8 protein-coding genes and 1 pseudogene are annotated in these 13,081 nt (G+C 66.2%); 8 read left to right on the forward strand and 1 reads right to left on the reverse strand.

Going from position 1 to position 13,081, the window contains the following annotated elements; all coding sequences use genetic code 11:
- Positions 1 to 195: 195 nt before the first annotated feature.
- The 3 genes from tsaD (at position 196) to groL (ending at position 5,150) form a co-directional block, all read left to right on the forward strand.
- The gene (gene tsaD, locus CU_RS10285) at positions 196 to 2,832 is read left to right on the forward strand and encodes a tRNA (adenosine(37)-N6)-threonylcarbamoyltransferase complex transferase subunit TsaD (RefSeq protein ID WP_231837721.1); all 2,637 of its coding nucleotides are present in this window, start codon (positions 196 to 198) and stop codon (positions 2,830 to 2,832) included.
- 396 nt (positions 2,833 to 3,228) lie between these two features.
- A complete protein-coding gene (gene groES, locus CU_RS01970) occupies positions 3,229 to 3,528 on the forward strand; it encodes a co-chaperone GroES (protein ID WP_041628457.1) in 300 nt (99 codons plus the stop codon).
- A gap of 11 nt (positions 3,529 to 3,539) precedes the next feature.
- The gene (groL, locus tag CU_RS01975) at positions 3,540 to 5,150 is read left to right on the forward strand and encodes a chaperonin GroEL (protein WP_012359647.1); all 1,611 of its coding nucleotides are present in this window, start codon (positions 3,540 to 3,542) and stop codon (positions 5,148 to 5,150) included.
- Positions 5,151 to 6,336: 1,186 nt separating this feature from the next.
- Here groL and CU_RS01980 read toward each other — a convergent pair.
- Positions 6,337 to 6,742, reverse strand: a pseudogene (locus tag CU_RS01980) (DUF5319 domain-containing protein).
- Between the two features lie 224 nt (positions 6,743 to 6,966).
- On the opposite strand from CU_RS01980, the gene guaB reads away from it, so the two are divergent.
- The 5 genes from guaB to CU_RS02005 all read left to right on the forward strand — a co-directional run bounded on the left by guaB (position 6,967) and on the right by CU_RS02005 (position 13,038).
- Positions 6,967 to 8,526, forward strand: a complete 1,560-nt coding sequence (gene guaB / locus CU_RS01985) for an IMP dehydrogenase (protein WP_012359649.1) — start codon at positions 6,967 to 6,969, stop codon at positions 8,524 to 8,526.
- A gap of 144 nt (positions 8,527 to 8,670) precedes the next feature.
- Positions 8,671 to 9,849 carry a GuaB3 family IMP dehydrogenase-related protein gene (locus CU_RS01990; RefSeq protein ID WP_012359650.1) on the forward strand — a complete coding sequence of 393 codons (1,179 nt, stop codon included), beginning with the start codon at positions 8,671 to 8,673 and terminating at the stop codon, positions 9,847 to 9,849.
- 227 nt (positions 9,850 to 10,076) lie between these two features.
- A complete protein-coding gene (locus CU_RS01995; RefSeq protein WP_012359651.1) occupies positions 10,077 to 11,108 on the forward strand; it encodes an ABC transporter substrate-binding protein in 1,032 nt (343 codons plus the stop codon).
- Positions 11,109 to 11,110: 2 nt separating this feature from the next.
- On the forward strand, positions 11,111 to 12,217 hold the full coding sequence (locus CU_RS02000) for a FecCD family ABC transporter permease (RefSeq protein ID WP_012359652.1): 1,107 nt from the start codon (positions 11,111 to 11,113) through the stop codon (positions 12,215 to 12,217).
- Positions 12,214 to 13,038, forward strand: a complete 825-nt coding sequence (locus CU_RS02005) for an ABC transporter ATP-binding protein (protein ID WP_012359653.1) — start codon at positions 12,214 to 12,216, stop codon at positions 13,036 to 13,038. The genes CU_RS02000 and CU_RS02005 overlap by 4 nt, the downstream gene beginning before the upstream one ends.
- The last annotated feature ends 43 nt before the right edge of the window (positions 13,039 to 13,081 follow it).

The following is a 13,081-nucleotide window of genomic DNA, read 5'->3' on the forward strand; positions in this document are numbered from 1 at the left end:
AGTCGACGGCGGACGGCGGTCGGCGGACGGCGGGGGCGCACCGACGGCAGACGGCGAGTGGCTGGACGTCGTTGAAAGTGGGACGGTGCCGTCGAAGGGGAGGACGGTGCCGTCGACGACCGGGGACGTCGGCGTCGTAGCGTGCGTTGATGGAGCGCGAAGGGCGTGTCTGCGCGGGGTAGTACACTAACCCCCATGCTCGTGCTCACGATTGATACCGCCACGTCCTACGTTGTTTCTGGCCTCGTTGAGGTCAACCGTCGGGCGGGCAGTTGGGGCACGTTCGAGTACTCCACGACGACGCTCTCCCAGCGGGTGCAGCGCAACCCGCGCGGCCACATGGAGCTGCTCGTTCCGCATATCCAGGAGTCCCTCGCGGAAGCGGGGCTGCGGCCGAAAGACATCGAAGCCGTGGTCGTGGGCGCTGGTCCGGGGCCGTTTACGGGGCTGCGTGTCGGGATGGCGACGGGGGCGGCGTTCGCGGATGCGATCGGTGTGCCGGTGTTCGGGGTGGATTCGTTGTCCGCCACCGCCGCCAGCGTTGCCGCTGGTCACCAGGAGTGCCTTGTTCTTTCCGACGCCAGGAGGCGCGAGTGGTACTCGGCCACCGCCACCGAGGCCGGTCGGCTGATCGCTGGGCCGGCCGTGGGCAAGCCCGTGGATGTGCTGGCCGAGCATGGATCCAAGCCCATCGCGGTGGCGCTGACCGCTGAGGTGGCGCGCGCGATCGAGAAGCTCGAGGGGGAGGAGAAGGCCGCGACTGAGGATTGGCGCATCATCACGGAGGATGCATATCCCACGCCCGAGGGGCTGGCGCTGGCGGGCGCGGATCAGCTGTGGTGGCTCGAGGGGGAGGGCCACTTTGTGGAGCGGCTGGGGCGCCCGCTGGTGGCGCAGTATTTGCGCCGGCCGGATGCCGCGGAGCCGAAGCGCAAGGAGCGCACTGCCGCGGTGAACTTCGCCGCGGCCGCTGAGGATGTGGCGGCTTTTGATCGGCTGGAGGCTGAGCAGCGTACGGCGGAGGCCGCGCTGGAAGGGGCGATGACCGAAGCAGCGGGTGTCGGCGCCGAGTCTGCGAATGCTGAGGCTGCGAAGGCCGAGGCGGCGGATGCTGAAGCTGGGAATGTCGAACCTGCGGATGCTGAACCCGCGAATGCTGAACTCACAGTGGAGCTGCTGACCCTGGATCGCGCATCCCTGGCTGACCTGGAGGAGATGGCGCGGATCGAGCAGGAACTCTTCAGCGAAGAATCCCCCTGGTCCCTGGAGGCCTTCCGCGCTGAGCTCGCCAACCCCCGCAACTACTACGTCGCCCTGCGGGTGGCAGGCCAGCTGCAGGGCTATGCGGGCATCGCGCTCAACGGGCCGCCCGCGGACCCGGAGTGGGAGATCCACACCGTGGCGCTGTCCCCGGAGCAGCAAGGCAAGGGCCACTCGCGGCTGCTGATGGACAAGCTCTTCGAGCCTCTGCAGGTCATCGGCGGGCCGGTGTACCTCGAGGTCCGCGACGGCAACGCCCCGGCCGTGGGGCTCTACGAAAGCTATGGCTTCGCGGTCACCGGCCGCCGTAAGGGCTACTACCAGCCCTCCGGGGCCGATGCCCTCACCATGTTCCGCCCCGACGAGAAGCGCCCGAGCCAGGCGGACGAGGGTGGGCAGGACGGAGCAGAAGGCATCGCCGAGCAGGACGCCGCCACGCCGGGGAGCGCTACTGATGCTGCAGAGTCCATGCTCGTCATGGGTATTGAAAGTTCCTGCGACGAGACCGGGGTCGGCGTCGTGCGCATGAGCAAAACCGACGGTGACCAAGAGGAAACAGGCAGCGCCCCGGTCGTCGAGGAACTCGTCAACCAGGTCGCCAGCTCCATGGAACAGCACGCCCGCTTCGGTGGTGTGGTCCCGGAGATCGCCAGCCGAGCCCACCTGGAAGCCATGCAGCCCACCATGCGGGCGGCGATGCGCAGCCTGCAGAAACAGACCCGTATCGGGCAGCGCCCGGATGCCGTCGCCGTGACCATCGGCCCGGGGCTCGCCGGCGCGCTCATGGTCGGTGCCGCCGCGGCCAAGGCCTACGCCGCGGCCTGGGAGGTGCCCTTCTACGCGGTGAACCACCTGGGCGGGCACGTCGCCGTCGAGGCGCTCACGGAGGAAGGCCGCGAGCCGCTGAAGAACGCCATCGCGCTGCTCGTCAGCGGCGGGCACACCCAGATCCTGCAGGTCGACGGGGTGGGCAAGCCCATGACGGAGCTCGGCAGCACCCTCGATGATGCCGCCGGTGAGGCCTATGACAAGGTCTCCCGCCTCCTCGGGCTCGGCTACCCGGGCGGGCCGGTGATCGACCGCCTCGCCCGCCAGGGCAACCGCAAGGCCATCGCCTTCCCGCGCGGCATGATGCGCCCGCAGGACTCCCGCTACGACTTCTCCTTCTCTGGTCTAAAGACCGCCGTCGCGCGCTTCGTCGAGCGCGCCGAAGCGGCCGGGCAGGTGGGGGAGAACGCCATCCCAGTCGAGGATGTTTGCGCCTCCTTCCAGGAAGCCGTGGCCGACGTGCTCACCGCCAAGGCCCTGCGCGCCTGCGAGGACACCGGCGCGAAGGTGCTGCTGCTCGGCGGGGGAGTCTCCGCGAACTCCCGGCTGCGCGGGCTGGCTGCCGACCGCTGCCGCGACGCCGGGGTGGAGCTGCGGATTCCGCCGCTGCCGCTGTGCACCGATAACGGCGTGATGATCGCCGCCTTGGCCGCGCAGCTCATCAGCGAAGGCGCCCAGCCAACCGCGATGTCCGTCGGCACCGACCCGGCCCTTGAAGTTGAGGTCCCGATCCTCACCGACTAGGCGGGGATAGGCACCAGCGGTGGCGGGGGCGTCGTCCGGGCGGGGCGTCGAACCCCACCGCCGAAACAGACGGACCAGCGGTGGGGGTGGCGTCGTCGTCAAAGAAAAAGAGGGGGACAAAGAACGGGAACGGGAGGGGCTGCGTCGGCGACTGAATCACGACGAGCGACCACGGCGGCAAGTTAAAGCGGGGCTGAGCAAGGCTGAGTAAGCCCGACTCAACCGGCACTGTTGAGGGTTAGCACTTGGGTGGGTAGAGTGCTAGTCAGGTTGTTTGACACACAGTTGTTCACCCGCGACGACGGCTGTGCACGGAAAACAAACCGGCACAAAAGAACCAAGCCCCAAAGAACGGGGCACAAAGAAAACCTTGAGGAATACACGGAGGTATTCAACGTGGCTAACGTCAACATCAAGCCGCTCGAGGACCGCGTTCTGGTCCAGATCGTCGAAGCAGAGACCACCACTGCATCCGGCCTGGTGATCCCAGATTCCGCACAGGAGAAGCCACAGGAAGCAACCGTCGTCGCAGTCGGCCCAGGCCGTTGGGCAGACGATGACGACCGCATCCCGATGGACGTCAAGGAAGGCGACACCGTCATCTTCTCCAAGTTCGGCGGCACCGAGCTGAAGTACGAGGGCCAGGAGTACCTGCTGCTCAACCAGCGCGACATCCTCGCCGTCATCGAAAAGTAAGCGGGTAACGCATGTCCAAACTCATCGCATTTGATCAAGAAGCCCGCCAGGGCCTCCAGAAGGGTGTCGACACGCTCGCTGACGCGGTGAAGGTGACGCTCGGCCCGCGCGGCCGCAACGTCGTGCTGGACCGTGCCTTCGGTGGCCCACTGGTCACCAACGACGGCGTGACCATCGCCCGCGACATCGACCTCGAAGACCCCTTCGAGGATCTCGGTGCGCAGCTGGTGAAGTCCGTCGCCATCAAGACCAACGACATCGCAGGCGACGGCACCACCACCGCCACCCTGCTGGCCCAGGCGCTCATCAACGAGGGCCTGCGCAACGTCGCCGCCGGCGCCAACCCGATCGCGCTGAACCGCGGCATCGCCACCGCCTCCGAGAAGGTCGTGGAGCTGCTGAAGGAGCGCGCGCAGGAAGTTTCCGACGCCGCTGCGATCGCCAACGTCGCCACCGTCTCCTCCCGCGACGAGTCCATCGGCAAGATGGTCTCCGACGCCTTCGAGAAGGTCGGACGCGACGGCGTGGTCACCGTCGAGGAGTCCCAGTCCCTCGAGGACGAAGCCACCGTCACCGAAGGCCTGTCCTTCGACAATGGCTTCCTGTCCCCGTACTTCGTCACCGACACTGACTCCGGTCAGGCCGTCCTGGAGAACCCGCTGGTCCTGCTGGTCCGCGAGAAGATCTCCAGCCTGCCGGACTTCCTGCCAGTCCTGGAGCAGATCGCCCAGTCCGGCAAGGAAGTACTGATCATCGCCGAGGACATCGAGGGCGAGCCCCTGCAGATGCTGGTGGTCAACTCCATCCGCAAGTCCCTGAAGGTCGTGGGCGTGAAGTCCCCGTACTTCGGTGACCGCCGCAAGGCGTTCATGGATGACCTGGCCATCGTCACCGGCGCCACCGTCGTCGACAAGGAACTCGGCGGGAAGCTTTCCGCCGTCACCCTGGACGACATGGGCTCCGCGCGCCGCATCACCGTCACGAAGGACGAGACCGTCATCGTCGACGGCGGCGGCTCCCAGGACGCCGTGGCCGAGCGCCGCACCCAGCTGCGTCGGGACATTGAGAACACCGACTCGAACTGGGACCGCGAGAAGCTCGAGGAGCGCCTCGCGAAGCTCTCCGGCGGCGTGGCTGTGCTGCGCGTCGGCGGCGCGACCGAGACCGAGGTCAACGAGCGCAAGCTGCGCGTCGAGGATGCGATCAACGCGGCCCGCGCCGCGGCGCAGGAGGGCGTGATCGCCGGTGGCGGTTCCGTTCTCGTGCAGATCGCTGAGGAGATCGACAAGCTGGCTGCTGCCGAGACCGGCGACGAGGCCGTGGGCATGAAGACCCTGGCTAAGGCGCTGCGTCGCCCGGCGTTCTGGATCGCTGAGAACGCTGGCCTCGATGGGGCAGTGGTGGTCTCCAAGACCGCGGAGCAGGAGAATGGCTCCGGCTTCAACGCTGCGACCCTCGAGTACGGCGACCTGCTCGAGCAGGGCATCATCGACCCGGTGAAGGTCACGCACAGCGCCGTCGTGAACGCCACCTCGGTGGCGCGCATGGTGCTGACCACCGAGACCGCTGTGGTTGATAAGCCAGAGAAGGCTGAGCCTGCAGCTGGTGGTCACCAGCACTAGCAGGTAGGGCGCTCTTGGAGGCTCTGGGCGCTCGGAAAATGAGCGCCCTGGGGATGCTCTGGGGTGGCGCTAGAAACGCGCCCTGGGGATGCTCTTGGGGGGGCGCCCTGCGCAACCTTGGAGTGATCTGGAACGCATTCTGGGAGCGCGTAGCCCCCGGGACTAGTTCATCGTGAACTGTCCCGGGGGTTTCGCTTTGGGTATTGCTTCCGCCTCGGGCGCGTGGGGCCACCTCGCCCCGTTTTGCAGAGTTTGATGCCGGAAAATCGTGAAAAACCGGCATTAAACTCTGCAAAACATAGAGAGTGGGAGGGATGGGGTGCTGGGGCCAGTGGGTCGGGGCGGACACTTGTGCGGTTTCGGGCCGTGGTGTGTCGGGCTCCGAGGGGTACATCCGGTTTTGGGCCGTGGTGTGTCGGGATCCGAGGGCACATCCGGTTTTGGGCCGTGGTGTGTCAGGAAACGTGCGAATTGTGGCACGGCACAGCCCAAAACGGGGATCCGTGGGGTCCGTGGGGTCCGGGCCGGGTACTGGGCTGTGTCGGGCACCGGGCTGGGCCTCGGGACTGCCAGAGGGGCTGAGGTGCTGGGAGAAGCGGAACGCATGTTTTGCAGAGTTTGATGCCGGAAAATCGTGAAAAACCGGCATTAAACTCTGCAAAACATAGAGAGTGGGAGGGATGGGGTGCTGGGGCCAGTGGGTCGGGGCGGACACTTGTGCGGTTTCGGGCCGTGGTGTGTCGGGCTCCGAGGGGCACATCCGGTTTCGGGCCGTGGTGTGTCGGGCTCCGAGGGGTACATCCGGTTTTGGGCCGTGGTGTGTCGGGCTCCGAGGGGTACATCCGGTTTTGGGCCGTGGTGTGTCAGGAAACGTGCGAATTGTGGCACGGCACAGCCCAAAACGGGGTTGTGGGGGTCGGTTCTCCGGTTTTCCAGGCCTTGCGGGACGTTTTGCAGAGTTTGATGCCGGAAAATCGTGAAAAACCGGCATTGAACTCTGCAAAACATAAAGAGTGGTGGGGTGGGGCGTGCGGCGCGTGGGGCAGGGCACCGGGTTCCGTGTAGAGCGAAAGCCCCGACAGGAAAGGCCGGGGCTTTCGGGGGTCAGTGGGGCTGCTCCAGGTCCTACAGTCGGCCGGTCCAGGGGTGCGCTGGGGTTGGGCTCTTGAAGGGGCTGCTCCAGGCCCTACAGCCGCCCGGTCCAGGGGAAGCGGGCGCGCAGCTGCTCGTTGGCGAAATCCATCGCATCCGCATAACCCAGGCAGTAATCCCAGGTCACATAATCCTGCGGGGAGGGCGCAGCCGAAGGCTCATGCACCGGCAGGTGCTGGTGGTTCAGCATGGAGACGATATTCGACTCGATGATCCCCCAGTCGTAGTAGTGCTGCTCATCGCAGTCCTCGCAGAGCATCGCCACGCCCCGCACGCCGTGCGGCTCCAGCAGCTCCCGGAAAACCCGCACGTTCGCGAGGTCTTCACGCAGCGCGGCTTCCTCAGCCGCGTCGATCGGCTCCATGACATCATCGCCCTCGATGGGCCCCAAAAAGGGACGCCGGATCGTTCGGATCATCCGCGAAGGGATCCGGCGGCATCTGATAGTTACTAAAGCTCACGAAACCCACCGTACCCGCAAGCCAACCCGGAAAACACATTGCAGACGTTTAGCGCTAAAGTAAGGGCTAATAAAAGCTCGTAACCGAAGCTGCGCTAGCGATTCCGGCATAACCCGCAGGCAGGTGCGTGTCTCGCGGGGGATGCGGAAGACCTTCGCCAGTGCGGATCGTGCGCTGACAACGCGATGGAAGGATCAGGCCTTATGGCAAACCCACAGTCCACTAACAACTCTCAGGCATCCCAGCGCGTGGAGACCGGGGGCGACGATCCGAACAAGGTCGCTCTCACCGGGCTCACTTTCGACGACGTCCTTCTGATCCCGGATGCTTCCGAGGTCATCCCTTCCGCCGTGGACACCGCGACCCAGTTCTCGCGCAACATCAAGCTGAACATTCCGATCGCTTCCGCAGCGATGGACACTGTCACCGAGGGCCGCATGGCCATCGCCATGGCTCGCCAGGGCGGCATCGGTGTGCTGCACCGCAATCTCTCCGTCGAGGCGCAGGCCGAGCAGGTCGAGATCGTCAAGCGCTCCGAGGCCGGCATGGTCACCAACCCGGTCACCGCGAGCCCGGACATGACGATCGAGGAGGTCGACGAGATCTGCGGCCGTTTCCGCATTTCCGGCCTGCCGGTCGTCGATGAGGATCAGACCCTCCTGGGCATCATCACCAACCGCGACATGCGCTTCGAGCGCGACATCAACCGCCCTGTCCGCGAGGTCATGACGCCGATGCCGCTCGTCGTTGCCGAACAGGGCGTTTCCGCCGACGCCGCGCTGCGCCTGCTGTCCGAGAACAAGGTTGAGAAGCTGCCGATCGTCGATGGCGCGGGCAAGCTGACCGGCCTGATCACCGTCAAGGACTTCGCGAAGCGCGAGCAGTACCCGAACGCTGCGAAGGATTCCTCCGGCCGTCTCCTCGTCGCCGCAGGTATCGGTACCGGTGAGGACGCCTGGAAGCGCGCCACCGCTCTCGTCGACGCTGGGGTGGACGCCCTCGTCGTCGACACCGCACATGCCCACAACCGCGGCGTGCTGGACATGGTCTCCCGCGTGAAGAAGGAGTTCGGCGACCGCGTGGACGTCATCGGCGGCAACCTCGCGACCCGCGAGGCCGCGCAGGCGATGATCGACGCCGGCGCCGACGGCATCAAGGTCGGTATCGGCCCGGGCTCCATCTGCACCACCCGCGTCGTCGCTGGTGTGGGTGCCCCACAGATCACCGCGATCATGGAGGCAGCCGTGCCGGCCCGCGCCGCTGGCGTCCCGATCATCGCGGACGGCGGCATGCAGTACTCCGGTGACATCGCCAAGGCCCTGGCAGCCGGCGCTTCCACCGTGATGCTGGGCTCCATGCTGGCGGGTTGCGCCGAGACCCCGGGTGAGGTCGTCACCGTCGGTGGCAAGCAGTACAAGCGCTACCGCGGCATGGGCTCCTTGGGCGCGATGCAGGGCCGTGGCCTGACCGGAGAGAAGCGTTCCTACTCCAAGGACCGTTACTTCCAGGCCGATGTGAAGTCCGAGGAGAAGCTGGTGCCGGAGGGTATCGAGGGTCGCGTGCCATTCCGTGGCAGCCTGGACCAGATCCTGCACCAGCAGGTCGGTGGCCTGCGCGCCGCCATGGGCTACACGGGTGCCGCCACGATCGAGGAGCTGAATAACGCTCGTTTCGTGCGCATCACCTCTGCTGGCCTGCGCGAGTCCCACCCGCACGACGTGCAGGGCATCGCCACCGCACCGAACTACGACCCGAACCGCTAACCCCATCGGCCGGCTTCGCACACAGCGGAAGCCGGCCGCTACCGGTTAATCTTTTTCTAGAGATAAGCCTCCCACCCTGGCCAGCGGGGTGCGCCGCCCACACCACCGCAGCGCACCCCGCTGACCCACGAAATAAGGACCAACATGCAGGAATACAAGGACATCGGCCGCGGCCGCTCCGCGCGCCAGGTCTTCGGCCTCAACCAGATCGACATCGTGCCTTCGCGGCGCACCCGTTCTTCCCGGGACGTGGACACCTCCTGGCGCATCGATGCCTATGAGTTCGACTTCCCGATCATGACGCACCCGACCGACGCCGTGGTCAGCCCGGAGTTCGCCATCGAGTTCGGCAAGGCCGGTGGGCTGCCGGTCATCAATGCGGAGGGCCTGTGGGGTCGCGCGAAGGACCTCGACGCCGCCTTCGGCGAGATCGTTTCCGCAGCCGAGCGCGGTTACTTCGGTTCCTTCAACGAGGGCGCGGACGAGGACGTCGCGGCCGAGGCGCTGGAGACCCCGGAGTTCGCCGCGAACCAGGTGCTCCAGCGCCTGCACCAGCAGCCGCTGGACCTGGACCTGCTCCAGGAGCGCCTGCAGCAGGTGCGCGACTCTGGCGTGCGCTTCGGCGTGCGCGTCTCCCCGCAGCGCGCCCGTGAGCTCGCCCCAACGCTGATCGTCGGCGGGCTCGACCTGCTGGTCATTCAGGGCACCCTGATCTCCGCGGAGCACGTGGATACCGACGGCGAGCCGCTGAACCTCAAGGAGTTCATCGGTTCCCTGGACGTTCCGGTCATCGCCGGGGGAGTGGTGGACTACACCACCGCCATGCACCTGATGCGCACCGGCGCGGCCGGCGTGATCGTGGGCGCAGGCCCGGTCACCAACAGCCAGGCCCTGGGTATCGACGTCCCGATGGCCACCGCCATCGCCGACGCCGCCGCTGCCCGTCGCGACTACCTGGACGAGACCGGTGGCCGCTACGTGCACGTCATCGCGGACTCCGAGCTCTCCTGCTCCGGCGACATCGCGAAGGCCATCGCATGTGGCGCGGATGCCGTCGCCCTCGGCGCGCCCCTGGCCGCCGCGGAGGAGGCCGGCGCCCCGAACTGGTTCTGGCCCTCCAGTGCAGCGCACCCGAAGCTGCCACGCGGCACCGTGGACGCTCTGCTGCCGCCGACCTCCGTGCCGCTGAACCAGCTGCTCTTCGGCCCGACCCCGGACCCGCTGGGCCACGAGAACCTGGTGGGTGGCCTGCGCCGCTCCATGGCGAAGTGCGGCTACACCGAGGTCAAGGCCTTCCAGAAGGTGGATATCGCGGTCCGCTAAAGCCGTGAAATAGGGGCGCAGAAATAGCGGCTATGCGCGCTGTGGCGCCTAACTAATGGCGCCACGCGGCGCCGGAATCATCAGAAGATAAAGCGGTCGAACTCCTGCTTGTGAGTTCGACCGCTTTATTCATGCTTAAAATGACAATCAAATGTTCGCTCGGTAAGTTGAAAACTGTCTGCCTTATTGCAATGGGCGATTGATTCAACTTCTTTTGGAGGAATATTATGCAGCGCGCACACAAGCTCCGCACCGCCGGTCTCATGAGCATTCTGGCTTCCGGGGCTCTCGTCCTCGGGGCGTGCTCGGACGCCGGCGAGAACGGGGCACAGGACTCCCAGAACAACGCCTCGGGGGAGGGCTTCGAGTTCAGCAACTGCGGCTTCACGATGCAGCTGGATAAGCCAGCCGAGCGCATCATGTCCGTCGAGCAGGGCACCACGGATAACGTCCTCGCCTTCGGCCTCGGCGATAAGCTCGCCGGCTACTCCCACCAGAAGGATGCCCCGCTGGAGGGCTACGAGGATGAGATGAAGAAGTCCACGGAGGTCTCCCCGGAGATCGCCACCGCCGAGCAGATCCGCACGGTGGACCCGGACGCCATCGTCTCCCCGTTCGAGTCCGTCTACACCGATGACCAGTCCGGCACCCGCGAGGAGTGGAAGAAGCTGGGCGTTGCGACGTGGTACTCCAACGTCGAGTGCCGTGACAAGGACGGCAACGAGGGCAAGAACGGCTTCGACCTCCTGCTGAAGGACTACCAGCAGCTCGGCCAGCTCTTCGGCGCCGAGGACAAGGCCGCCGAGCTCGAGAAGAAGCACAAGGAGCACGTCGACGCAGCCACGGAGAGCGTCAAGGACGCGCCGAAGGACCTCTCCGGCGCCCTGCTGTACTCCATCTTCGACGGCGCGCCGTACATCGGCGGCAAGCTCTCCATCGCGCAGGACATCTTCGATCTCACCGGCGTGAAGAACGTCTTCGAGGACGCTAACGAGGCATGGCCGGAGCTCAGCTGGGAGGCCCTGGCTGACAAGGACCCGGACTTCATCGTCCTGGCTGACCTGCCGGGCCGCGGCGCACCGGGAGACAAGGCCGAGGAGAAGATCGAGATGCTGGAGAAGGACCCAGCAACCCGTAACCTCAAGGCCGTGAAGGAGAAGCGTTACGTCATCGTGAAGGGCATCGGCCTGTCTGGCTCCGTCCAGTCCTACGAGCCGCTCGAGGACGTCGCTGAGTACGTGAAGAACTGGAAGAACTAGGTATGGCATCGAGCGCTGACACTCGCCGCGAGCCCGGAAAGGGCGCGAAGGCATCCCCCCTGGAGGGCACGAAGCTCGCACCCGCGCGCCGCGTGCCCACCTGGGTGGCGTGGGTCGTCGGGCTGATCCTGCTGGCCCTGGTCTGCTACATGGCCCTGTTCATGGGCGCGGCCACCCTGACTCGCGACGAGGTCTGGGGCTCGATCACCCATAAGCTCGGCATCTTCGCCAGCGATTCCCGCCCCGCACCCAGCCTGATCCGACAGTCGATTCTCTTTGACCTGCGCATTCCGCGCATCGTCATGGGGATCTTCGTCGGCGCGGGCCTCGCGGTCGCGGGTGCCTCGCTGCAGGCGATCACCCGCAACGATCTCGCGGAGCCGTACCTGCTGGGTGTCTCCTACGGTGCCTCCACCGGCGCGGTCGTGGCCCTGCTGCTCATGCCCGTCAGCTTCGCGCTGGGCCTGACCGGCGGCGCGGCCATCGGCGCCCTGCTGAGCTTCGGCCTGCTGATGCTCCTGCTGCGTGGCACGGGCTTCGTCTCCACCCGCGTGGTGCTCACCGGTGTGCTGGTCGGCCAGTTCTTCTCTGCCATCACTAGCCTCATCCTGGTCGCCCGCGGCGACGCGGAATCCGTCCGCGGCATTACCTTCTGGCTGCTGGGTGCGATGGGCGCCTCCCGCGCCAACACGATGTGGATCGTGCTGATCGCCGTGGTCATCACCAGCCTGCTGATCTGGATGATGTCCCGCTACCTGGACGCCATGAGCTTCGGTGACGAGACCGCGAAGTCGATGGGCGTGCCCGTCGTCGGTGTGCGCGCCGCTGTGCTGATCCTGGTCGCCCTCATGACGGCAGCGACGGTCTCCGCCGTCGGCGCGATCGGCTTCATCGGTCTGCTCGTGCCCCACGCGGTGCGCATGATCGTGGGTTCTGCTCACGCGCGCCTCATCCCGCTGTCTGCCTTGGTCGGTGCGATCCTGCTGGTGTTCACCGACGCGCTGGCCCGCAGCGTGTTCCAGCCGCAGGAGGTCCCGGTCGGTGTGTTCACCGCACTGCTGGGCGTGCCACTGTTCTTCTTCATCCTGAACCGGGGGCAGCGAGTATGAGCATCGTCGAAATCCAGAACGTCTCCATCACCTACCACCGCAAGTCCACCCCGACGGTGGCCAACGTGGACGCCTCCTTCGAGGCGGGGACGGTCACCGCGCTGGTGGGGCCGAACGGTGCCGGTAAGTCCACCTTGCTGAAGTCCGTCGCCGACGTCGTGGACTTCGACGGCGAGGTCATGATCGACGGCGCCCCGCTGCGCAGCTACAGCCGACGCGAGAAGGTCAAGCAGGTCGCGTTCGTCGCCCAACACGGTAACGCGAACTCCGAGCTGCTGGTCCGGCAGGTCGTCGAACTGTCCCGGATGGCCTCCAAGGGGCCGTTCGCCCGGCAGACGGACGAGGACCACGACGCCATCTCGCATGCGGTGGAGCACGCGGACGTCGCTCATCTGATGGATCGCACGTGGAACACCCTGTCTGGCGGTGAGCAGCAGCGCGTCCAGCTGGCCCGCGCTATCTCGCAGAGCGCGAAGGTGCTGGTGCTGGACGAGCCGACGAACCACCTGGACATCCACCACCAGTTCCGCCTCATGGAGCAGTTGCGCCACCTCGCGGCCGATCACAATGTGTGCGTGATCGTCGCGATGCATGACCTGGGGCTGGCCTCCCGCTACTGCGACCAGATTGTGCTGCTGGAGGACGGCGCGCTCGTGAAGTCCGGCACCCCGCACGAGGTCTTCACCCCGGAGCGGCTGATGAGCGTGTTCGGGATCGACGCCGAGATCACCACGGTGGGCGGGCACCTGGACCTTGCGGTTAATAGCGCGGTGCCGAATTGGAAGCACCACCACGAGCCGAAGGAAGACCTCGCGCACTAAGGCGGTGCGAAGTGCCCACGGGTGTTACCCACCCCGTGGGGGA

The organism is Corynebacterium urealyticum DSM 7109, from assembly GCF_000069945.1.
Taxonomy (GTDB): Bacteria; Actinomycetota; Actinomycetes; order Mycobacteriales; family Mycobacteriaceae; genus Corynebacterium; species Corynebacterium urealyticum.